A 22,739-nucleotide genomic window follows, 5' to 3' on the forward strand; every position below is an offset into this window, starting at 1 on the left:
ACCGACGGACCCAACGGCGTCTACCGCTACGGCGACGCCGCCTTCCCCACCGACAGCTACAACAACACCAACTACTGGGTCGACGTCGACTTCACAGCACCTTGAGTGACGGAAGCCAGGGAGGTTTGAGTGCCTTGAAGAAGAATTTCTTCCGCATATCGCTCGCAACAACCGCCATCAGGGCACGTGTCCTGACGACCGGCCGGAAAATAGCGCGGAACAACACGGAACCCGGATATGGACCACAAGGAGAGGTTGGACTGAGAGCTTCCGCACCGACGCGATATCAACATCTCGAGCGAGGTAGCGGAACGGGTAACTCCACCGCCAATCCTGAATCCGTTTTCACTCTGACCGTCATGCCCAGGAAGGGATAAGCTCCGTGTCAAATCCAGCGCTATTTTTCCTGTCCGGGGGGAACCGGACGAAATCTCAGGTAGGCGACCACGAGGCTGCTCAGACGCTTCTAGGTGGAGCGCTGGTGGACTTGATGGATTTCGACGACGCCGTCCATGCAACCATTGCCCGGGCGATAGACAAAAGGGCTCGGCCGCTCGGAGTCATTTCAGCGAATCTGGACCATATTCACCATTTCGGCAGGGGTGGCAGGTGGGAAGGTTCACTTGACTTCGCTGCTGACGTGGAGTGGCTCACTCTCATAGACGGCGCCCCTCTGCGGGCACAAGCTCGGCGCATAACTGGTCGCGTCTGGCCACGGTTGGCCGGGAGCGACCTCATCGGGCCCCTGCTTGACCACGCTGCTGTCAACGGGTGTCGGGTCGGCTTCCTCGGAGGATCAGCCGAAACGCAGGAGTTACTCAGGAACAAGCTAGCGTGGGAACGGCCGGACCTTGAGGTCGTTGGCTGGTGGTGTCCCGATCGTCAAACGCTTGCGGACGCAACATCATCGGGAAATCTCGCCGACGAGGTGGCCGAGGCAGGCGTAGATATTCTTGTAGTTGGGCTCGGCAAACCGCGCCAAGAACTTTGGATCGCGCAGCATGGGGCGAGATCCGGAGCTAAGGTCCTGCTGGCCTTCGGTGCGGTCGTCGATTTTCTCGCAGGACATATCCGACGCGCGCCTGATTGGGCTAGCCGTTCCGGTTTGGAATGGGCGTGGCGCCTTGCCTTGGAGCCTAGGCGATTAGCCCGCCGCTACCTGGTCGACGGCCCGGAGGCTTATCTGTGGCTGCGTCGACGTAGCCGTAGGATCATCGTCCCCAAGGCAGGTACGTTCCTGCCTGCCAGCGTGAGCGCAGACGCGGCCATCGTCGTCGTGACCTACAACAACGCCGCCGATATTGGCCCACTGATCTCTAGCCTTCGGGGTGAGACCGTCGGCCAGACCCTGAAGGTCATCGTTGCAGATAACTCCTCGTCAGACGGAACACTCGCGGAGCTTGCCAAGCACCCCGACGTTATTACCGTTCCCACAGGGGGAAATCTGGGGTATGCCGGCGGCATCAACGTCGCGCTCAAGCACGCTGGTAAGGCGGAGAGCTTCCTCGTATTAAATCCGGACCTGCGAGTCGAACCTGGAGCGGTGAGCGCCCTCCTGTCCCGCATGCGCACCACTGGCGCAGGGATCGTTGTCCCCTTACTTTTGGATGAAGACGGAAGCACGTATCCCTCGCTCCGTCGCGAACCATCGATCTGGCGCGCCTTTGGGGATGCGTTGTTTGGCAGCCGCCTGCGATCCAGGCCAACCTGGCTCGCCGAAATGGACTACGACGAAGAAAGCTATCTGCACCCCCATCGAGTGGATTGGGCGACGGGTGCAGCGCTACTCATCAAAGCCCAAACGGCCGCTGCCGTCGGAGACTGGGACGAAAGATATTTTCTCTATTCCGAAGAGACTGACTTTTTCAGGCGTGTTAGGGACATCGGTGCCTCTATCTGGTTCGAGCCAGCAGCCCGGATGCGGCACCGACGCGGGGGGTCTGGCTCATCCGCTGCCTTAAAGGCATTGATGGTAGTCAATCGTATCCGTTACATCGAAAAGCACCACCGTGGACACTATGGTGCAATCTTCCGCGCAGTCGCTGCAGGAGCAGAACTACTTCGCCTTTTCAAGCCCGGCCACCGCGAGGCCGTACGCGCGGTGCTGAGCAGGAGTCGCTGGGAGAGCCTGCCAAAGGCAATCGCCGGCTTGACAACAGCGCGCCCATGAACTTTCCAACGGGCGCAGTCATCATCCCGGCCCACAACGAAGCCAGCGTCATCAGGCGAACGCTCACCGCCTTGAAGCCTGTTCTTACCTCCGGATGCGTGGAAGTCATCGTCGTGTGCAACGGCTGTAGCGACGACACCGCGAAAATCGCCTCGGACTTTGCAGGGGTGACTGTTCTCGACCTGCCCGGGGCCTCCAAAGCGGCTGCCCTCAACGAAGGAGACAGGGCAGCCAAACTCTGGCCAAGGCTTTATCTGGACGCGGACGTTGAGATCAGTCCGAAAGCGATCGGGGAAGTGTTCAGCCGCCTCTCCCACGACCAAGAACTCGCTGCACGCCCTTCATTTCGATACGACACCGAGGGTGCATCACTTCCGGTACGCGCCTATTACTGCGCCCGCTCTAGGCTCCCCTCAACCACGACCGCTCTATGGGGTGCTGGAGCTTACGCAATGAGTAAGGCCGGGCATCGACGGATCGGGGCATTCCCCCTTCTTACTGGCGACGACCTTTACGTTGACAGGATGTTTGCCGCAAATGAAAAGGCGGTTCTGGACACAGATCCGACAATCGTACGCACACCACGAACTGTTAGTTCGCTACTAGCGGTCTTGCGCCGTGTCTACGGCGGGAACGAACAACAGGGCTCAGGATCCGGTTCAGCCACACGCACGTTGAACGAACTTTGGCGATCGGTGAAGGGACCGAAGAGCGCTTTCGAGGCTGCCATATATGTGACCTTCGCCCTTTGGGCCCGTCGGCAATGGTCATCGTCGAAGACCGCGCGGCTACGATGGGAGCGGGATGAAAGTAGCCGTTAATCCAAACCGGTCGACTGACAACGCCGCGTCCTACGAAAGAATGTCGGCCGCAGGATTATGTGTGAGCAGATCGTGGTCTTCCGCCTACCATCGCGCGGCTGACCTTGGCGGCCCGTTGCCTTAGCTTCTAGATCCCGAAGGCACGGGCTGCAACGCCAGGTTTTCGGCATCATGACCCAGGGGCGCCGCCCATGAACGGGTTCCCTGACCTATCCGATGTGCCGGACCATGTTGGCTGGATGGATCGCCCAACGAAAAGGCCGCCCGACTCCCTAAAAGGTTACGCGGTAGGTGTGATGGGAAAACTCGTTGTCAAAAGTGTCACTAAAGGTGCTATTAGTTACCTTCAGCGTTCGGTTCTCACCTACGACTTCGACCGTTGATCCGTGAATCTCCGGCGGCATGGCGAATGTCTTGGTGCCGGGAGTCTGTCCCAGGCCAATATCGGCAAAGATATAGGCCGATCCGCCGTAGGCTTTGAGCATCGTGTCTGTAGTGGTGTTGAAGCGAAATTGATATGACTGGGTGTTGATCACGGGCGCAAGTGACTGAATTCCGGCGTTGATTGCCTTGAACCGGTCCAGTCTCGCTTGATCGCAATCGACAAGAGAATAAAAGCCACAGATCTGACCATTGTTGTGTTGAAAGTAGGCAAGGCCCCGGGCTTCATGGATGATGGCAGACCAAGCGGCACCCTCGACTTGCTCTGTTGTAATCGTCAAGGATCCGGCATCGTTGAGCAGCGGCATCGCCGCCTCGACAAAGATCCAATTGGGGTGGACTCCTACGGGGTTCTGATAGGCGCGCATGCGATCAGCCAACCAACCGTACGAACCGGCCGAAACCGGATTGATCCCTACTGGCCAGTGGGGGGATTGCGTCATCTGATTGTCCACAAATGGACTGGTATAGGCGTACTTGTCAACGCTGGCCACGTCCACGATGTTCATAAGTCCGGCCATGGATCCTTGCGCCCAGTAGGTATCCAGGATTCCGTTTGAATAGTTTGCCATTGTGAAACGACCGTCGCCAAAGGCGCGAACCCGATCTACTTTACTTGTCTGATCAGCAAAGTTTGCAGCCGCAGATGAACCAGCGCAGCCGATGCCCATGTCGCACTCGTCGGATATGAACCAGCCAATAACATTAGGGTCGGTTCCAATCTCCGCTTGCGTCCACTCGTCCTGTGGGATGACGAATAAACCCTGGCTGGTAATGCTGTAAATTGAGGACCCGTCATGCTCTGCACCCATGTAATTGTTAATCCCAATGGATTTTAATGCAGCCGCTTGCGACGGCTTCCCCAAGAACACCGATATCGGGAAGAATCCAGGATTGCTCCAGCCGGCAGCATCGGCCTTGGGGAACTTCTTCCAATAGTCCGGACCTCCCTCCCACGGAATTGTTGGCAGGCGCGAGAGCGGGTTCAGCGCAGGGGCAGCGCCTGCATTTACAGGAATCGAACCATTTCTGCTGGCTAGATTCTGCTCAGCGGGGGACGATGTTGCGGGTCGTGGTTGGGCGCCAAGAAGCGCGCCGGCGGAGATGGCTGCCGTCGCGAGTGTGGCCACCGCAATCGATCCAAATGTGAACCGGCGTGTCCTGGACCTCTTGATTGACACTTTCGGATGATCGTTCCTGAACATAGGACCTCCAACACTGTCTTGGTTCCAGTTTGGGACTGTTTGAGCACAGATAGTTTGAGCACAGATAAAGGAACTATTCCGAATCCGCCGCCTGGGGCCCGACGGTTGCGCGGATCATGCCATTGAAGGCCTCGGCACGTTCCAAGGCGCGGAACGATGTTTCCGCAACTAGCCAGTGACCCCGAGTACGCCGGCACAACCTTTACGTCAGCCCGGAAATTCTGGGACGGTACTACAGCGGGAGTTCGGGGTCCACAGACCCCCGCTCATCTTGCGAGCTCGGACAGTCGTTGGCCATCATCGGAGTCCGTTGCTCGTGCTCGTACTGGTTCAGCAGAGGGGCCAAGGCCGGCGTTGGCCCCTGATGGCTGCCGCGTGTCTGGGGAATCCACAGTAAACCTGGCCTTGTTCCTGTTCCTCTTTCTTGTTTCAGTGACCGGTCCGTGTCCACTGTTTTCCTTGAGCCGATTTCGGGACACCGAGACCGAGCGGGCGATCGAGACGGCGCCGAACATGAGCACAACACCGGCGAGTAAAACAGCAATGAGCGACCGCAGTCGGCTTGAGAATTGTTCCGTGGCCTTGTCTGGAGGAGCCACGAGGATCGAGGAAAACAGGTAAGAATCGTCTGCGCCATCAATTTTTTGCGCATCGTATAGATCCTTTTCGAGCATGACTCCTAGAGTGCGCGTGGTTGCAAATGATTTCTCCGGCGTGTCGGCGATCCCTGTGATGTCAACCAGAAAACCGTTGGTGCCCCCAACGCCGCGGTTGACAGTGTAGTCAGAACTTAGTCCCTGCTCCTTCAGCTTGTCGGCCACGGAGCTGTCGTTGAGCCGGGTGAGGAGCACCTGAACAATTAGTGACGGATCTGAAGAGCGTAAATATGGATTCTTGCTGTTGAGTTTCTCGAGTTCAGGATGCTTCACGATATCCAGCTGCGTTGGTATGTCCGGATTTATCATGGCATAGGTAGCGGATGTTTCGTAGGACCGCGGCGCAAATTGAAAAACATAGAGGGCCGAAGCAAGAGTTAAAAGAAGTATCGGCACGGAAACGAGTCGGTGGCGCCAGAGCGTTCTAATGACTTCTTTCGGGTTCATGGACGGCCTCCTGGCGACTTGTAATTATGAATCGTAATACCGGCGAGGGATCGTGGTGCTTCTAGACTGGTTACGTCATTAATTCGAATCTCGAGCTTTACCATGTTCCATGCGGCCCCGCCTAGCCCGACGAGCACGGGATATGTGAGGGCAAAGACGGGGAAGGACATGGAGTCAAATGTCAATGAGCATATTCCTGCCACGAGACCCCCAGCCCCGACTGCCGCGGCGAATGACTTCAACTGAGGCGTCCGAGATGCTCGCGCAGCCAGTATCGACGCCACTCCGGGAACAAGCAGATAAATGATCATGGCGAATAGACCCACAAGCCCGAGCGTCACCGCGGCATTCAAGTATTCGTTGTCAAGAATGTGAATGGCGGTGTCCGCCAAATAATTCCCTGGTCCAGCTCCAAGAATCGGATGGTGCGTTACCATCGACGCGACTCTGGGATAGTTGTCCGTCCGCGTAGAAATGGACGGATCCGTACCCGACGAGGTTATGGTTTCCGTGAGGGTGCTCATAAGACCTGGCACTCCGAGGAACAGTCCGGCAAGAGCAATTGGGGAGGCAATCAATGCCCAGAGACGTGGGGTCGCCGGAAGGAACGGTATGAACACCGCGACCCCAACGACAAGACCAAGGACACCGGAACGGGAAACCGTTGACGCCACCGCAAAAATCAAGAGCGCGGTGCCAAGCAACTTGTAACCAACCCATCCTCGTTTGTCATAAATAAGGCGCCAGATCGAGAGTGGCAGCAGCATCGCGGAAACTACGGCCAATTCAATCGAGTGGAATGTACTTCCCGCAACACGCAGGAGAGCACCCCGTGATTGGAACGGCGTATCCCCGCCGTTATAGGTGAACCCAGGCATTGCATACTGAAACCACTCCATGGGATTCATCCGAAAAACGAATTGGATTACTGCGACTAGGCAACAGAAAAATGCACCGGCCAAAAGCGCTCGTATGAGTATCATGGCGTCTGAAAGGCTACGGATGACCTCGCCGACAACGAGGACTATGCCTGCGCTGGCCATCAACAGAATCAACCAGCGATCGGCGGAAGCACGCGCTAGTTCTGTGCTGCCTCCAGTGATTCCCGCGTAAAGGGCCGCGTAGGAAGCGCAAGTTGCCAGGAACAGTGCAGTCAAAGACAGGCGTCCGGGATGCCGGATCTCCATCGGGTTGTGAAACCCGAACAAGACTGAACAGATCCAGAGCCCGCAAACGAAGACGGCCAAGATCATCGGTACTGTGCCAGCTGCACCAATGGGCTTGAAAACCATGGCTGATGGAAAAAAGAAAATACAAAATGCCATGGCACGGACAATGAATGAAACTTTTCCTGCCCGGGTACTGTCGGCAGGGGCGCCGTGAATGCCCAACGAGCCGACAGTTGGATGGTGAAGTCCGCTCCCCAGGGAGGGGCGTTGGGCTGTCGGTCGATGCTGGCTCAAGGCGCACCGCCCATATCCAGCGGGACACGATGCGGTGATGGCGCATAACAATGACGCTCGATCTCCTGAACAACAAGGCTAGCCGGTGCGCGCCAGTCCGTCCGCTTGGCTTCGGCCATGAGCCGGGCCCTACCCGCGATGTCCCGTGAGTTGACAGCATCAGCTAAGCCGCTGGCGATTGCAGCGGGGGTGGGTGGCACCCAGATCGCGTGGGGCGAAGGCAGGTCGGCCCGCGCGAACGGGTGGTCGTTCATAATCGGAACGTTTCCGGCAGCCATCAGTTCCTCGGCTACTAATGTGATATTTGTGAAGGAAAGGGCAACGCTTGCAATTGTCCGGTTGTAAAGCAGATTGAGCTCGGACGGACTCAACGAACCGTGGTTTGTGACCGGAATGGTCCAGCCCAATGCTTTGTCTCCGAATACATGTATTTCCTGCTCCGGGTGCCGGCGATGAAAGTCCTCTAATCCCAGCTTGGCAAGAAGATATCCCCGCCGATCTACGTTGCGTTTGGCGTAGTAGACAACCCCGCTTCGCGCCGCCGAGGACATGTCGTTCGGAAGGAGCTTGTACTCGGTTGTATCGCATGCGAACGGGACCGTGATGTCAGGAACGACGCTCAACTCGTGGACAAGATTGGAGGCCACCATCTCGCCGAGGGCGATGTTGACGAACCCAAACCGGTACGTGTCTTCCGCCAAGGTATAGAGGGCACCTCTTGGATAGAAGTATGGTTCGTAGTCCTGTATGAAGTAGAAACAGTTCGTCGTCCCAGGCGCCCGATTCGCCACGACATGGGCTGTCCCCCACGAACTGGCCACGAGGGCATTCATGCCTTCAAATCCTTGCGTTGCGCTACGGATTCCTGCTCTGATCCCTGGCCAATGCCGCCGTATAACCTGCTCATGGCGCCCAACGTCATCCGAGTTGCGATCGTAGAGGAACAACGTGCATTGGTGACCCTGCTGTTCTGCCGCCGCAACCATCCGGAAGAGTGTCGTATGGCCTCCTGACCCAGGGCCGGGAGGAGTGCAGACCCACCCGATTCGTAGAGTTGGATCGGTGCTTCGAGAAGGCTCGCGGCGGCCAAGATCGAGAGAATTCACAAGGTCCTCGACCCTCACGGGGAGTTCTGCCCCTATGAGATCGAAACGCTCGTTCATTTTTTGAACAGCACGACGCGCTGCGGTCTTGGCAACTCCAGAAGGACCAATGCTTCGCACGCGCCGCCACAGATCTGCGGGGGAAGTATTTAGCGGAGTCACCGGGCACCTCCTTGGGAGTTGCTGCGGCTGGCCGCAAGATAGTCTGCATAGTCGTTGAGCGCTTCAGAACGTACATTCTGGGCAATTCCGGCCTTGGCGGAAATCATCACAGCCAAGACATCAGTCGGCCTCGAACGGAGCATCGTGCTAATCTCCACCGCCGTCAAAGGTGCTTCTTCGGAGTAGCTGATGCTTTTCATACGGGACGTTGCTGCTGGAGGGCCGCCGAGAACTTCGTCTACGTATGTCCCATAGAGCATCATCTCGGAGAAGTGGAGTTGCGCGGCTATGGCGGACTGCCACGGCTCGCCCTTGACGCGTTCAACATGTTCGAGCATGGAGCGAACAATCTCGGGATCCCAGACACACGGCCAGCAAATGTAGTCCGTCAAGTCGCCAAGATCGGCCGGCCCTAAACCCAGAAGGCCTCGTGCTGATTCGAGCCACATGCGATGTCGGTGCAGCCCGGAATGGACTGCTCCCGGGTTGCGGTACATCACTAATTTTCCGTCCTGCCGGAACGATTCCAGATCAGTCGGAGCGACCATCACCATGTCAGAATCAACGAGAAGCACGGCGTCGGCCCCGAGCTTGGCGGCCGCAGCCAGCTTGATGAGCTGCTGGGCAATCCAGCCTCTGACCGGCGGCCACGGATGTGAGCCGTTGACCCACATGTTGAGGCCAGGAAGCTTCCACATTGACGCCGCAAGAAATTCGTCGGCTTCGTGAATCACGGTCCTTTGGTTCAGCAACATTCGAAATATTGGAATGTCTTGTCGTGGTACCACTATGTGATGCCTGACGTCCTCGGGCATCCAGTGCAGAACCGACCGGTTAAGCTCCCGGCACAGCTCAGCATCCGCGCTGTAGCTGGGTGTGAGAACGGCAAGGCCTCGTCTAGATTCCATATCTCCTCCACCGCTGCCACCGAATACGGGGACCGAACTCCCGGTTGATGGATCCGCGCCAAGCAGCAAGTCGTCCGGAAACGCTGAGTGACGTTGCACTTCCACGCTGCCGGATGTAGTCGTGGTAGGCGATCGACGAGTCTGCCGCCGGAAACACGGATCGCGCGAAGGCCAGTGCTCCTTTGATGTCTTCTTCTGAAACATTGCCTCTGGCGCAATTCGATGCCGACCACTCCAGCGCCTCCATCGCCATCCTGCGGTTTACTGTTGATCGCAGAGAATCAATACGCGGAGCGGGGAGGCGTGATACCGCCAAAAACGACTCGTAGGCTTTGACCCGTTCCTCCAGGTCACGCAATAGCGTTCCATAGCCGGTCGTCATCATGCTGGCGTTATGAAGACGGCGATACGCTTGGTCAACACCGTTGACTCTGCCGACGTCGGAAATGTCTGCGATGCGAAGCCACATTTCAAGGTCGCCTGAATGCGGCAGTTCGGGGCGATAATAGCCGACCCGATGTTGAACAGAGGTCCGTACCACCGCTTCAGGGCTACTGATGATGCCAAGGCCGCGACGGAACTGCGCCCTGATCCATCTCTGCCCTTGCCAGACGGACCAATTCCGGGGACGATCATCGTTTTGGCGGGGGGGCGTCTCGAATGCCTGGGGGTGACCGTATACAAGGCCCACGGAGGGAAACTTCTCCATTAGGGCAACAGCCCTGGCCAGAGCACCAGGTGCGAGCATGTCGTCCGCCGACAGGAGCACCACATAGTCCGAGTCAACCGCGGAGAGACCCTCGTTATAGGTTGCTATGTGCCCTCTATTCTGTTGATGGCACGTCAATCGAACACGCGGATCGTGACCTGCGATGGCTTCCGCAATCTCAGGGCTGCCGTCCGTCGACGCATCATCAATGATGTGGACTTGGGTGGTGACGCCCGGCTGGGTCAGGACGCTGGCGACGCACGCATCAAGGTACCGCCCGTAGTTGTAGCAGGGGATAACGACCGCCACATGCGCGGATCGAATAGCGCCAGAGCTTGGGATCGACCTAAACATCGACGCTGTCTCCTGCTCCGCCGGAACCAACGGGCTGGCTGTGAAGGCCGAGCGCCTCGACAATGCGGTCCGCGACATCGGCCCACGAAGATGTCGCAGCGTTCCGTGCGGCTGCAGAACCCATCAATTGTGCTGCAGATGGGTCGGCGAGGAAGAGCATTGCGTGAACGAGCGCCCTTGAGTCGCCAGGATCTACTACGATGGCTCCGTCTTTGATCAGTTCGCCGGCGCCACCCCGGGAGGTCGCGATTACAGGCAATCCGGCCGAGGCGGCCTCCAGATAGGCAATGGGCGATGGGTCGAACCGGCTCGGCAGCACAAAGCAGCTCGCCTCCGCGTACAGCCTGTCCAGCTTTAACTGGGCCGATACGTCTCCCCTTGCGAGGAACCCGTGACCGGTCACGCCCGGAGCATCGATTTCGGGATGGTTCCCGACGAGGTCGAGGGTAGCCGCGGGCACAAGCTTGCGAACTTCCTCGAAGGCCCTGACGACCGCCGCCCCATTCTTGCGTCGCCATTCAACCCCTACGAAGAGAAACCTGGGCTTCGACCAGTCCCGCACGACGCCGGGCGCCGCGCGACGTGACCGGTGACCCATTCCCACGACCGTTACCTGATCGGATGGAATCCCGTAGTCGTTTTCGTACGATCCTGCAGCCCAGTTCGTGCTTACGCAGCAAACGTCTGCGGCGCTGCTAGAGGCAGACTGGCGCCCGATCCATCTGGCGACATGTCGATGAGGAAACCCGGACTGACGGATATCCGAGTTGGGATCGCGGTACATCTGCAGCAAAGTCCCGTCGTCGTATGTTGCGCATGGAGCCGTGCCTTGTAGAACGGTCGCCAGATCGTACATTTCGGTCCCCATCGCAACCACGGCGTCTAATGGCTGCTGCCGCTCCAACGACGTCCTTAGCGCGCTGGTGCGCGCCCACTGCCGAATTTGCATTCGGTCGGCCACCGCCCCGCGTCGGCCGGTACTCCTGGACAAGATAGCAACGAGCTCGTGGAGCCCGTGCGGCACCCTGACGCCGATCGGGACCACGTCCACTCCGCGGGCGGCAAATCCAGACGCCAGTCCGTGAGGAGTTCCCGACCAGTTCGCTGGCGCCAGCGGATTTGGAACTGGATAGATGATTCCTACTCTCATACTGGATTCCTCGATTCCTTGTGTCGGCGGCTTGCCACACGCTTTAGTTTCAGGAGGGAACGAGCTTTGGCGGGCGTCAGGGCTGTAATCGCGAGGTGGTTCAACGAGCCGTAGATGATGGCGCCGATCAGGGCGCCTAAAACCAACTGGAGCACCGCGCTTTCGATCCACCATGTGGCCAACCAGGCTGCTGCAGCCGCCGTCAGTGCCGTCACGGAAGGACGTCCGACGGCGTGGAGCAGCCTCCGCAGTCCAAGACCAGTCGATCGCCGAAGTGCAAAGACGTATACAGGGGTGGTTACCGCCCCTATAACGACGATATGTGCGACCGCCGCGCCCTCGATCCCGCCCACACTAATGCCTAGCGGCAGCGCCGGCATGAGGGCAGCCAAGGCGCAGACCTGGACGACAAGTAAGACTCCGGTCCTGCCCGTGGCAATTATGACGTTCGCCAGCAAAAGGCCCAGGACAAAGAGGACTCCGTACACGGCCAGAGTGGAAAGAACGGGCGCGGCCGCGTGCCACTTCGGGCCGTAGATTGTCAACAACAGGGGACTTGAGAAAGCACAGAGGAACGCCGCCATTGGGAATGCAACCAACCCGACCGTACGGACGCCCTTCGCGACGGCCGCCGCGACATCCCCGCCGTCGCGCCGCACGACCGAAATGGCAGGCAGCACGAGTCCATTCAAGATCGAACCTATAACCGCAGTTGGCCACATGGCGATGCTGAAGGCAAGAAAGTAGACTCCCAATTCCCCGACGCTCAACATCCTCCCGATAAAGAGGTAATCCGTATTCAGGAGAATCTGGCTTAACAGGTTTGCGCCGGCAAGTGGGAGTCCGAACACAAGGAGAGGTCGCAAAACGTCCAGATGTACCCGCGGCCAGACAGGAGCGCCCGCCGAAGCCATCATGAAGCCGCCCATTATTACTTGGCCGACAACTCGGGACCAGGCGAAGGCTTCAGGGCCGCTGCCGACGGAGGCGAGCAGAAGCAACGTACCGCTGCCGGGCAAGAACGATATGGCTGACGCCCAGAAGACCACGTTCTGCCGGAAGTCGCGTTGAAGCAGCGCGCCCGGGACAGCGAAGGGGCCGATCAGTGCCACCCCGATCGCCAGGATCCTGACGGCTGGGCCGGCTTCTGCGCTGCCGAGTGCCCAAGCGATGTCGTTGGCGAAGATTGCCATGGGCACCGCGAGCAGGAGGCTGCTCCCGATCGCAACCGTCGCCACAGTTGGCGCAATCCGGCTGACATCGAGGTCGGAGCGTGCGATCGCGGAAGCAACACCCAGTTCAGCGATGCTGACGACTATGGTGTGGACTGTCACAGCGAGAGTGAAGATGCCCAAGTCCCGGGGCGACACGATCCTGGCGATTACTGCCATGAGTGCGATGTTCCCGAGACGGAGGAAAATAGTGCCGCCCGCTGACCACAAGGCTCCGCGCTTCAGCGCTGACGCGAGGACGGCGCTCTCGGTCGGCGCCGTATCAACGAGACGGGGCAGAGATTCCCGCACCGTTGGCCGAGTCTTGGAATCAGGAATCATGTCCGACGCCCATGATGTCGGTAGAAAGAGGCGCATCCACAAACCACGTCATCGTGATCTCCCGACAATCGCGGTTGATAGTGTTCGGGCAACATATTCCTGCTGCTCAACGGTGATATGCGGGTAGATCGGCAGCGACAGCATAGTGTCCGCTGCGCGTTCTGCTACGGGAAAGTCACCGCGCCTGTAGTCCAGCTCCCGATACGCCTGGCTGAGATGGAAGGGAACCGGATAGTGGATCCCGGCACCGATACCGGCAGCCTGCAGTTCGTGCAGAACACGGTCACGGTCATCGGTTCTAATCACGTAGAGATGCCAGACGTCAACGTTTCCCTCCGCGCTGACGGGAAGTTGGACGCCGGGCAGCCCGGACAACAGAGAGGTGTACCGTTCAGCGGCCTCCCGCCGTCGTTGGTTCCAGCCGCGTAGCCGACGCAGTTTGGCACTCAATACAACGGCCTGCAGCGTATCGAGCCGGGAGTTCAGCCCGATGGCCTCGTGCTGGTATCTGACTCGGCTGCCGTGGGCGCCAAGCAAACGCACCCGGGCGGCTACTTCAGGATCATCGGTCGTGACGGCTCCGGCATCACCCGCGGCACCGAGGTTCTTGCCGGGGTAGAAGCTAGTGCCAGCGGCCCGGGCCAGTGTGCCGGCGAAGCGTCCATGCCGGGTTGCACCCTGCGATTGGGCGGCGTCCTCCACAATGGCTGCCCCGTAAGACGCCGCCAGGGATTCCAGCCGCTCAACCGGTGCGGTCTGGCCGAATAGATGGACCGGCACGATAGCCTGGGTCCGCGGCCCTGCTGCTTCTGCAGCGCGTGCAGGGTCGATCAACAGGTGGACCGGATCGACATCCACGGGGACCGGCGTCGCACCGATCCGCGAGACCGCCTCCGCGGTGGCGATAAAGGTGTTGGCGGGAACAATGACCTCGCCGCCCGAGCGGACGCCGCATGAGCGCAGGGCTAGTTCTATCGCGTCCGTACCGTTGCCCACACCCACGCAATGGCGCGCTCCCAGAAATCCCGCATAGGCCTTTTCAAACTCGGTCACTGCTGGGCCTCCAATGAAAGAGGTCTGGGCGAAGACTTCCTTCATGCCGATTTCGACCTCGTCGGCGATTTCCTCCTGTTGGGCCCCCAGATCTACAAGCGGGATCGTCGGAAAGTCCATGATCGGAACCCTTCTGCCGCGGTTGCGTGGTTCATCATTCGAATGCTCGGGCCGGATGGTTTTCACCCTTCTCTTCCTTCCGCTGGATCTCCCGACACCAACTGAAGCCGGTCATGGAGTCTTTTTGCAGGAACACCCGCCCACGTTTCGCCGGCTGGGATGTCTTGAAGCACGGTTGCCCCCATGCCGATCACGGCTTCGGCACCTATCGCCAGCCCTTGGCGGACGCTGGAGTTCATGCCCAGATAGGCGGCACGCCCAATACGCACACCGCCGCCCAATGTCACTCCCCCGCACAGGGTCGCGAAGTCCTCCACGACGTTGTCATGCGTCAGCGTTACCTGCGGCATGGCGACGACGTGCGTCCCCACGGTGACGTCGGCGGTCAGCACGACATTGCTGAGCAGGATACTTCCGTGGCCCACTGTGGATCCTGGCGGCACCCGCACTCCCGGGTCCAGGACCGTTGCGAAGCGCTCTCGAGTGATGCCCTGATGGGCCAGGCGCTGGACTATCTGCTGCCGCGCGGTTCCAGAGCCGACACAAACCAGGAACTGGGTGTAGTTGTACAGCGCGGCGTCCGCGATGGTGCCCAGGACAGTCACCCCGCCAACCAGCCTGCCTTGGATGATGGAGGAATCATCGAGGAAGCCGACCACGCGGTACTGATCGGAGCCCCGGATGACGGCCAGTACTTCCCGGGCCAGTCCACTTGCGGCGATCAGCATCAACTCCTGCACGGTTCACCGTCCCCCGGTTACCGCGGCGCGCACGGAGTGCACAACCCTTGCCTGTTCCGACTCGGTCATCTGATGGAAAACCGGAAGGATCAGGGTATTGTCCGTGAGGCGTTCGGTGACGGGGAGCGGTGCCCCTCCTGTGTCCCGGCCCCGATACGCCGGCTGGCGATGGGCCGCCATGATTCCCCGACGGGCTGATATTTCATCCCCGGCCAGATGTTCGAGTAGACCTTCACGGTCGACGGCGGATCCGGGGAGAACCTCTAACCAGAAGGACTGGAAATTGCTGGCACCCCAGGCCGGGTCCCGCACCACGCGCATCCCCTCGACATCCGCGAATTGCTTGCTGTACTCGGAGGCGATTTCCCGGCGCCTGCGCACTACCTGCGCCAACTTGTCCAGCTGGACCAAGCCGACGGCGGCCTGCAGGTCTGTCATGCGGTAGTTGAAGCCCGGCTCCAAATACTCTTCCGCGGGCGCCAGCACGGAGGCGTGCCGGGCGCTCGCGGAGACACTCATTGAGTGCTCGCGCAGCCGACGGGCACGATCAGCCCAGTCCGGGTGCGGCGTGGTCAACATGCCCCCCTCGCCGGTGGTGAGGATTTTCCGGGGGTGGAAGGACCACGCCGTCACGTCAGCCCCCGCTCCTACCGGGAGGCCTCTGTAGCTCGATCCTGCGCCGCAGGCGGCATCCTCAATCACGACAATTCCGAGCGGGTCGCACAGCAGACGGATGGAATCCAGATCAACTGGAATTCCACCCTGGTCCACGGCGATGACAGCCCTGGTACGGTCCGTCAACGCGGCGCGGACCGTTTCTGCGGTCAGGTTGCCGGTTGTCAGGTCGACGTCGGCAAAGACCGGCCGCGCGCCTACATAGGTGGCGGCATTCGCGGTGGCGATGAAGGAGAACGACGGAACGACGACGTCATCGCCCGGGCCGATGGAGGCGACGACCAAGGCCAGGTGCAACGCCGTCGTGCAATTCGAGGTGGCGACCGCGAAAGGAGCATGTTGGCTGCGGGCGAAGGCCGATTCAAACTCGGAAACCCGCGGACCTTGCGCGACCCAGCCGGACTCGATCGTTGCACTGACGGCGGCTACTTCCTCTGCTCCGAACCACGGCTGCATGACATTGATGCGGGTCATGAGGACACCCCGGCGGTTCGCGTAGCGGCGATTTCCGCTCGAAGGGGTTGCCACCACTGCACCAGCTGCCGAAGCCCGTCGTCGAGGGAGACTTCCGCCGCAAAGCCCAGGTCTGAGCGGGCCGCGGAGATATCCGCCAGCCTGCGGCTAACGCCGTTCACCGCCCGCTCAGGTCCATGCTCCACGGCAAGGTCGGAGTCCATGGCGCGCAACAGGGACTGTGCGAGCTGCAAGAGGCTTGTCTCCGTTCCGCTGGCGACGTTGTAGACCCCCTCAGCAAGGTCGCTGGCGGCCGCGAGCAGGTTGGCCCTCGCGATATCGCCGGTGAAGACAAAGTCCATCGTCTGGCGTCCGTCCCCGAAAATCAGCGGAGGTTGGCCGTCCGCAATTCGCTCCATCCAGCGCACCAGGACTTCGGTGTAGAGCCCGTGGACATCCATGCGCGGACCGTAGACGTTGAAGTATCGCAATGCTACGTAGTCCAGTCCGTCCATGGCGCGGAAGCTGCGCAACATGCCTTCGTTGAAGGACTTGGCGGCGCCGTAGAAGGTGTCGTTGTTGTGGTGATGATGCCGTTCATTGGTGGGGAAGCTCTCCGCCAGGCCATAGACGGAGGCGCTGGAGGCGGCAACCACCTTGTCGACCTTGTGCGCAACGGCGGCTTCGAAAACGTTGAACGTCCCGTTGACCAGGACCTCCAAGGCCAGCCGGGGCTCTTCCGCGCACTGGGTGATCCGGATGGCGGCCTGGTGGAAGACGAGGTCCTTACCCCTGGTCACATCGTGGACGAGGTCCCTGTCACGCAAATCGCCCTCCACCAAAGCGACGCGGCCGCTGCTCAGCGCATCGCTCAGGTTGTCCCGCCGCCCGCGCACCAGATTGTCCAGTATGTCGATGCTGGCCACGCCAGCGTCGAGGAGTTGGTCCACAATGGTGGAACCGATGGTCCCGGCACCGCCCGTGACGAGAACCTGTGCTCCGGCCAAATTGCTCACGCCGTCTCCTCAAGCTGCAGTTCGGCACCGTCAACCAGGGCGGTGCGACCATCCTCGGCCAGGCTCCGCGAGGCGGCCTCAAGGACCGACAGGACGCGCAGGCCCGCCGATCCGTCGGTGCGCGAGAGCCTTTCTTCACGGATGCTCGCTGCGTACTCGCTGACCATTTGGCCGAGCGGTTCATGTTCCGGCAAGGCAGGAGACCAGGTGTCTCCCAGGCGGTACGAGATCGTAGCGGCCGTCCGGTTGGCGCCGTCGGAGGGTTGATGCTGGAGATTGACGCCTCGGTCGTAGAGGCTCAGACGCTGCTGTGGATTCAGGTCATCCCAGACCAGCGTCCGCTTGGATCCGCCAATGACCATCTGGCGGATTTTGGTGGGGCTGAGCCAGTTCACGTGCACGTGCGCCAAGCCCCCGGCTGCCAGCGGGAAGCTCAAGTGACCTACACAGGCCCGGCCTGCACCCAGCGGGTCTGCGCCGTGCGCCGACACATGGGCGGGCTGCAGTCCCGCGGGAAGGATGAAGTCCAGAATCGAGAGGTCGTGCGGGGCGAGGTCCCAGAAAACGTCGACATCAGGCTGTACCAGGCCAAGGTTGATACGGACGGAATCGATGAAAAGAATGTCGCCCAACGCCCCGTCAGCGATCAGTTCCCGGATCTTCAGAACAGCCGGCGTGTAGCAGTAAGTGTGATCTGCCATCAGCACCAATCCCTTTTGCCGGGCGAGCTCCACCATCTCCTCGCCTTTTTCGCGGCTGTCCGCAAGCGGCTTCTCGACCAGCACATGCTTCCCGGCCAGCATTGCCGCCAGCGCAATCCGGTGGTGGGTTCGTGCGGGTGTCGCAATAGCGACGGCTTCGAGGTCGGGCCAGGCCAGCAGTTCATCCAGATCCGTCACCACTGGCACATTGCCCACTTGCTCGGAGACACTCCTAGCCCTGTCGCCGTCGAGATCGCAGATGGCCGCAAGATCCCAGTCACCGCTGATTCTGAAATTCCGGGCCAAATTCGGCCCCCAGTAACCTGCCCCGATCAGCGCAACTCGCAGCTTCCTGCTTGTCATGGTGGTTGCTTCCCTCCGTATTGAAAACCGAGTCCGAGGTCTTGACTAACGCTCGGCCTAGCCTCTTTCTTCAACCGCAAATTCGGTGTCTGACCGATTCAACTTCGGAACCTGCCGACCGAAGGAACTTCAGGCTATGGAAGATTGACTCGGGTCACACGAGTAGCTCCTACCTGTAATTTCCCACCATCAACACGCGAAACGTCCGCCGTCGTACCTGTCTCGCACTCCAGTACTCCTACCTGTCATTTCCTTGCAACAACACGTGGATTGCCGCTCGCGCACCCGTATCGCCTCCAGCAGGCGTGGGTCAGGACAGCGCCGTGAACAAGGGCGCCGCTAAACCCTTCCCCTACGGCGTTGTGAAGACGACGTCGACCCAGTAGTTGGTTTTGTTCCAGGTGTTGGTGGGGAACGCGGCGTTGCCGTAGCGGTAGACGCCGTTGCCGCCGTCGACGCCGTCGGCCAGGCCGTGGAGGTACCCGTTGTCGGTTCCCTGGTTGAAATAGCCGCCGGTGGCCGAGTAGTACCCGGCGGGGTTGAAGTAGGACACGATGTAGGTGGTGTTGGCGCTGATGGTTATCGGGGTGGAGAAGGTGGCCTGTTGCCAGCCGGAGGCGCTTTCACTGGTGAAGGTGACGCTGCCCAGCAGGGAGCCGGTGCCGGACCAGAGGTAGCCGGTGTGGGTTCCGGTGTCCTGGCTGGACTTGTAGAAGCGCACGCCGGTGATGGTGCCGGCCACGTCTGAGCGGAACTTCGTGCCTAGCTCAATCGCCTGGCCGTCGTTCAGCCCGGTGCTGGCCGGGGTGGCGCTGGTGGGAAAGAGGCTGCACGGACAAGCCGGGGGTGCGGACGCTGTGGTGAAGGTCCAGGTGTAGGGGCTGGCCATGGTCTGCCCGGTGCTGTTGGTGGCCCCGTTGATGGTGGCGGTGTAAGTGGTGCCGTAGGCCAGGGCCGCGGTGGGGGTGAAGGTGGAAGTGTTCGTCGTGCTGTTATAGGTCACCGTCCCGGCCACGGAGGCGTTGGCCGGATCCTTGAGCGTGAAACCGACGGAACCTGGCGTCACCGCCTGGTTGAACGTCGCGGAGACCGCGGTGTTGACCGCCGCCCCGGTCGCCCCCGAGGCGGGCGACGTTGACGTCACGGCTGGGGTCGGGGGCGTGTTCGTCGTTGTGAAGACGACGTCGACCCAGTAGTTGGTTTTGTTCCAGGTGCTGGTGGGGAACGCGGCGTTGCCGTAGCGGTAGACGCCGTTGCCGCCGTCGACACCGTCGGCCAAACCGTGGAGGTACCCGTTGTCGGTTCCCTGGTTGAAGAAGCCGCCACTGGCTGAGTAATACCCCGCGGAACTGAAATAGGACACGATGTAGGTGGTGTTGGCGCTGATGGTTATCGGGGACGCGAAGGTGGCCTGTTGCCAGCCGGAGGCGCTCTCACCGTTGAAGGTGACGCTGCCCAGCAGGGAGCCGGTGCCGGACCAGAGATAGCCGGTGTGGGTTCCGGTGTCCTGGCTGGACTTGTAGAAGCGGACTCCGGTGATGGTGCCGGCGACGTCTGAGCGGAACTTCGTGCCCAGCTCAAGAGCCTGGCCGTCGTTCAGACCGGTGCTGGCCGGGGTAGCGCTGGCGGCAAAGAGGCTGCAGGGGCACACTGTCGCCGCGGCGGTGGTGAAGGTCCAGGTGTAGGGGGTGGCCATCGTCTGCCCGGTGCCGTTGGTGGCCCCGCTCACGGTGGCGGTGTAGGTCGTGCCGTAGGCCAGGGCTGCGGATGGGGTGAACGTTGAGGTGTTGGTGCCGGCGTTGTAGTTGGAGGTCCCGGCCACGGTCGCGTTGGCCGGATCCTTGAGCGTGAAACCGACGGAACCGGGCGTCACCGCCTGGTTGAACGTCGCGGAGACGGCGGAGCTCACAGGGATAGCGGTCGCCCCGGACGCGGGCGAGGTTGACGTCACGGCCGGGGCGGGCGGCGCGGACACGGTGGTGAATGTCCAGCTGTACGGAGCCGTCATGGTTTGGCCGGTTGAGTTGGTGGCGCCGCTGATCGTGGCGGTGTAGGTGGTGCTGTAGGCCAGGGCGGTTGCAGGGGTGAAGGTGGAAGTGTTCGTGGCGCTGTTGTAGCCCACCGTCCCGGACACGGAGGCATTGGCCGGATCCTTGAGCGTGAAACCGACGGAACCCGGCGTCACCGCCTGGTTGAACGTCGCGGAAACCGCGGCGTTGACCGCCACACCGGTCGCCCCGGAGGCGGGCGACGTCGAGCTCACGGCCGGGGCTGGCGGCGCGGACACGGTAGTGAAGGTCCAGCTGTACGGAGCCGTCATGGTTTGGCCGGTTGAGTTGGTGGCGCCGCTGACGGTGGCGGTGTAGGTGGTGTTGTAGGCCAGGGCTGCGGACGGGGTGAAGGTCGAGGTGTTCGTGGTGCTGTTATAGGTCACCGTCCCGGTCACGGTGGCGTTGGCAGGGTCCTTGAGCGTGAAACCGACGGAACCGGGTGTCACGGTCTGGTTGAATGTCGCGGAGACCGCGGTGTTGACCGCCGCCCCGGTCGCCCCGGACGCGGGCGACGTTGACGTCACGGCCGGGGCGGGCGGCGCGGACACCGTGGTGAAGGTCCAGCTGTACGGAGCCGTCATGGTTTGGCCGGTGCTGTTGGTGGCGCCGCTGATGGTGGCGGTGTAGGTGGTGTTGTAGGCCAGGGCGGCGGACGGGGTGAAGGTCGAGGTGTTCGTCGTGCCGTTATATGTCACTGTCCCGGCCACCGGGGCGTTGGCCGGATCCTTGAGCGTGAAACCGACCGAACCGGGCGTCACCGCCTGGTTGAACGTCGCGGAGACCGCGGTGCTCACCGGGATGGCGGTCGCCCCCGAGGCGGGCGACGTTGACGTCACGGCCGGGGCCACAGGCGTGGACGGGTTGAAGACTACGTCGATCCAGTAGTATTCGGCGCGGTAGGTCTGGGTGGGGAAGGTTGAGCTGGCGCTGTAGCTGTACAGGCCGTTGGGGTTGCTCGCGGTATTCCGCAGGAAGTGCAGCGGGGGGCTGTCGACGCTGTTGTTGCCGGCTGGTGAGGCGGAGGGGTGCGGGTAGAAGTAGTCCTCTTCCTGGGAGTAGTGGCCGACGGGGGCGAAGTAGGACGCCACGTAGGTCGTGTTGGCTGCAACAGCCACCGGCTGGGCAAAGGTCAGGGTCTGCCAGCCGGTAGCCGTTTCGTTGGCAAACGTCCCGGTGGCCAGCAGCTGGCCCCCGGTGGTCCACAGGCTGCCTACGTGGGTTCCCTTGTTGCTGGTGCCTTTGTAGAAGCGGATGGCGCTGATGGTTCCCGCGGCGTCGGAAGTGAATTTCACGCCCAGTTGGCTGGAATTGGGGTCGCCGGAATCGATGCCTGTCGCTGTGGGCGTGGCGTTGGTGCCGTACATGGAGCAGGGGCAGGCGATGTTGACCGTGATGCTGGCCGGGGAGCCCTGGATGTTGCCGCTGTCGTCGGTGGCGCGGACCTTGATGGTTGAGCTCGGGGTGCCGTGCGCGAGCCAGGTGTAGCTCCAGTTGGTGGTGCCGTTCGCGGGATGCCAGCTGGTGCCGCCGTCGGTGGAGATCTCCACCCCGGCTACCACGCCGCCGGCGTCCGAGGCCGTGCCGCTGATGGTGACCTTGGTGCCGTCGGCCAGGCTGGTCCCGGTGACGGGCGAGGTGATGGTGGCGACGGGAGCCGTTGTGTCGGTGGACGCCGTGGCGGCCACGAGCCCGGCCGCGAGCGTCGCGGGCTGGGTGCCCATGTCGGCAAACAAGTTGACGGTGGCCTGCTGCATGTTCCGGTCCGTGGCCTTGCCGGTGGTGAAACCGTCCAGCCCCCACGGCCACTGCACGGTGCCTGCGCCGAAGACGAGGGCCCCGCTGGGAGCCCTGTACAGGGTGAGGTTGTGGGTGGCCGTTTTCCCCTGGGCGGTCTGCGAACCGTAATCCGTGAAGACCTCCGCAGACGTGTTCGTGGTTGCCGACATCTTGATTTCCCCGGGAGGCCGGAAGCCGTTGTCGGCGTCGATATCCCATTCATAGCCGAGCGTGCCGATTCCTGAGCCGAGCGTCAGGGTCTGCCCGGCGCTCAGGTTCGCGGCAGCCGTGTTGCGCCACAAGCGCTGTTTGGCGAAGGTGTCCGGAACTTGAATGTCCGTGGTTCCGGAGTTCACCAGGAAGAACTGGCCCGTCAGGGCGTTTTCCGGGTTGCCTGCGCCGCTGGCCGTACCGAACCGCGGGTCCCGCCACGTTCCGGTCCACGTGACAGGGTCCGTGGGTGCGTCGAAGTGCGTGTCCTTGTACGCCACCAGCGTCCGCCCGGGCGTGCTGGGGCCCGCGGCGCTCGGCTCCCAGCGGGTCTTCCAGAACATTTCATTGCCGCTGAAGAACGCAAGGTTCACCCCGGCGTCCCGGGCCGCCTGCACGCTGGCCCGCTGGTCGGCGGACCAGTATTCGTCATGCCCGA

Annotated in this window: 17 protein-coding genes; 3 read left to right on the forward strand and 14 right to left on the reverse strand. The window is 61.2% G+C overall.

Annotation, left to right across the window (positions count from 1 at the left end):
- The 3 genes from AB0323_RS23350 to AB0323_RS23360 form a co-directional block, all read left to right on the forward strand.
- Nucleotides 1–105 (forward strand): DUF4082 domain-containing protein (locus AB0323_RS23350; protein WP_366179459.1); only part of this gene is annotated, 105 nt, incomplete at its 5' end.
- Nucleotides 106–490: 385 nt separating this feature from the next.
- Nucleotides 491–2,170 (forward strand): WecB/TagA/CpsF family glycosyltransferase, encoded by a 1,680-nt coding sequence (locus AB0323_RS23355; RefSeq protein ID WP_366179443.1) that lies wholly within the window; start codon nt 491–493, stop codon nt 2,168–2,170.
- Nucleotides 2,167–2,991 (forward strand): glycosyltransferase, encoded by an 825-nt coding sequence (locus AB0323_RS23360; RefSeq protein ID WP_366179444.1) that lies wholly within the window; start codon nt 2,167–2,169, stop codon nt 2,989–2,991. The genes AB0323_RS23355 and AB0323_RS23360 overlap by 4 nt, the downstream gene beginning before the upstream one ends.
- A gap of 272 nt (nt 2,992–3,263) precedes the next feature.
- Here the strand turns inward: AB0323_RS23360 and AB0323_RS23365 are convergent, their stop codons facing one another.
- From AB0323_RS23365 to AB0323_RS23430, 14 genes are all read right to left on the reverse strand, one after another.
- A complete protein-coding gene (locus AB0323_RS23365) occupies nt 3,264–4,562 on the reverse strand; it encodes a hypothetical protein (RefSeq protein WP_366179445.1) in 1,299 nt (432 codons plus the stop codon).
- Between the two features lie 341 nt (nt 4,563–4,903).
- Entirely contained in the window at nt 4,904–5,740 is an 837-nt protein-coding gene (locus tag AB0323_RS23370; protein ID WP_366179446.1) for a chain-length determining protein, read from the reverse strand.
- The gene (locus AB0323_RS23375) at nt 5,737–7,131 is read right to left on the reverse strand and encodes an O-antigen ligase family protein (RefSeq protein WP_366179447.1); all 1,395 of its coding nucleotides are present in this window, start codon (nt 7,129–7,131) and stop codon (nt 5,737–5,739) included. Before AB0323_RS23375 ends, AB0323_RS23370 begins: the two co-directional genes overlap by 4 nt.
- Nucleotides 7,132–7,199: 68 nt before the next feature.
- Complete coding sequence (locus tag AB0323_RS23380) at nt 7,200–8,036, reverse strand: hypothetical protein (RefSeq protein WP_366179448.1); 837 nt, start codon at nt 8,034–8,036, stop codon at nt 7,200–7,202.
- Nucleotides 8,037–8,464: 428 nt separating this feature from the next.
- Nucleotides 8,465–9,376 (reverse strand): DUF6492 family protein, encoded by a 912-nt coding sequence (locus AB0323_RS23385; protein WP_366179449.1) that lies wholly within the window; start codon nt 9,374–9,376, stop codon nt 8,465–8,467.
- Nucleotides 9,366–10,394: a glycosyltransferase family A protein gene (locus tag AB0323_RS23390; protein WP_366179450.1), complete on the reverse strand. Its 1,029-nt coding sequence runs from the start codon at nt 10,392–10,394 to the stop codon at nt 9,366–9,368. The genes AB0323_RS23385 and AB0323_RS23390 overlap by 11 nt, the downstream gene beginning before the upstream one ends.
- A gap of 37 nt (nt 10,395–10,431) precedes the next feature.
- Nucleotides 10,432–11,037 carry a glycosyltransferase family 4 protein gene (locus AB0323_RS23395; RefSeq protein ID WP_366179451.1) on the reverse strand — a complete coding sequence of 202 codons (606 nt, stop codon included), beginning with the start codon at nt 11,035–11,037 and terminating at the stop codon, nt 10,432–10,434.
- A gap of 548 nt (nt 11,038–11,585) precedes the next feature.
- Nucleotides 11,586–13,112, reverse strand: coding sequence for an oligosaccharide flippase family protein (locus tag AB0323_RS23400; RefSeq protein WP_366179452.1), 1,527 nt, complete (start codon nt 13,110–13,112; stop codon nt 11,586–11,588).
- 78 nt (nt 13,113–13,190) lie between these two features.
- Entirely contained in the window at nt 13,191–14,315 is a 1,125-nt protein-coding gene (locus tag AB0323_RS23405) for a DegT/DnrJ/EryC1/StrS family aminotransferase (RefSeq protein WP_366179453.1), read from the reverse strand.
- A gap of 62 nt (nt 14,316–14,377) precedes the next feature.
- The gene (locus AB0323_RS23410) at nt 14,378–15,055 is read right to left on the reverse strand and encodes an acetyltransferase (protein WP_366179454.1); all 678 of its coding nucleotides are present in this window, start codon (nt 15,053–15,055) and stop codon (nt 14,378–14,380) included.
- Nucleotides 15,056–15,058: 3 nt separating this feature from the next.
- Nucleotides 15,059–16,204 carry a DegT/DnrJ/EryC1/StrS family aminotransferase gene (locus AB0323_RS23415; RefSeq protein WP_366179455.1) on the reverse strand — a complete coding sequence of 382 codons (1,146 nt, stop codon included), beginning with the start codon at nt 16,202–16,204 and terminating at the stop codon, nt 15,059–15,061.
- The gene (locus tag AB0323_RS23420) at nt 16,201–17,199 is read right to left on the reverse strand and encodes an NAD-dependent epimerase/dehydratase family protein (protein WP_366179456.1); all 999 of its coding nucleotides are present in this window, start codon (nt 17,197–17,199) and stop codon (nt 16,201–16,203) included. Before AB0323_RS23420 ends, AB0323_RS23415 begins: the two co-directional genes overlap by 4 nt.
- Nucleotides 17,196–18,263, reverse strand: a complete 1,068-nt coding sequence (locus AB0323_RS23425; RefSeq protein WP_366179457.1) for a Gfo/Idh/MocA family oxidoreductase — start codon at nt 18,261–18,263, stop codon at nt 17,196–17,198. The genes AB0323_RS23420 and AB0323_RS23425 overlap by 4 nt, the downstream gene beginning before the upstream one ends.
- Before the next feature lie 352 nt (nt 18,264–18,615).
- Nucleotides 18,616–22,739, reverse strand: a 4,124-nt coding sequence (locus tag AB0323_RS23430) for a DUF4082 domain-containing protein (RefSeq protein ID WP_366179458.1), incomplete at its 5' end; no start/stop codon positions are given.

The sequence above is a fragment of the Arthrobacter sp. NPDC080031 genome, assembly GCF_040702485.1.
Taxonomy (GTDB): Bacteria; Actinomycetota; Actinomycetes; order Actinomycetales; family Micrococcaceae; genus Arthrobacter.

Coding starts and splice junctions, on each gene's coding strand:
- AB0323_RS23355 (WP_366179443.1), top strand. CDS start 491: ATGGATTTCGACGACGCCGTCCATGCAACCATTGCCCGGGCGATAGAC.
- AB0323_RS23360 (WP_366179444.1), top strand. CDS start 2,167: ATGAACTTTCCAACGGGCGCAGTCATCATCCCGGCCCACAACGAAGCC.
- AB0323_RS23370 (WP_366179446.1), bottom strand. CDS start 5,740: ATGAACCCGAAAGAAGTCATTAGAACGCTCTGGCGCCACCGACTCGTT.
- AB0323_RS23380 (WP_366179448.1), bottom strand. CDS start 8,036: ATGAATGCCCTCGTGGCCAGTTCGTGGGGGACAGCCCATGTCGTGGCG.
- AB0323_RS23385 (WP_366179449.1), bottom strand. CDS start 9,376: ATGGAATCTAGACGAGGCCTTGCCGTTCTCACACCCAGCTACAGCGCG.
- AB0323_RS23395 (WP_366179451.1), bottom strand. CDS start 11,037: ATGGGTCACCGGTCACGTCGCGCGGCGCCCGGCGTCGTGCGGGACTGG.
- AB0323_RS23405 (WP_366179453.1), bottom strand. CDS start 14,315: ATGGACTTTCCGACGATCCCGCTTGTAGATCTGGGGGCCCAACAGGAG.
- AB0323_RS23415 (WP_366179455.1), bottom strand. CDS start 16,204: ATGACCCGCATCAATGTCATGCAGCCGTGGTTCGGAGCAGAGGAAGTA.
- AB0323_RS23425 (WP_366179457.1), bottom strand. CDS start 18,263: ATGACAAGCAGGAAGCTGCGAGTTGCGCTGATCGGGGCAGGTTACTGG.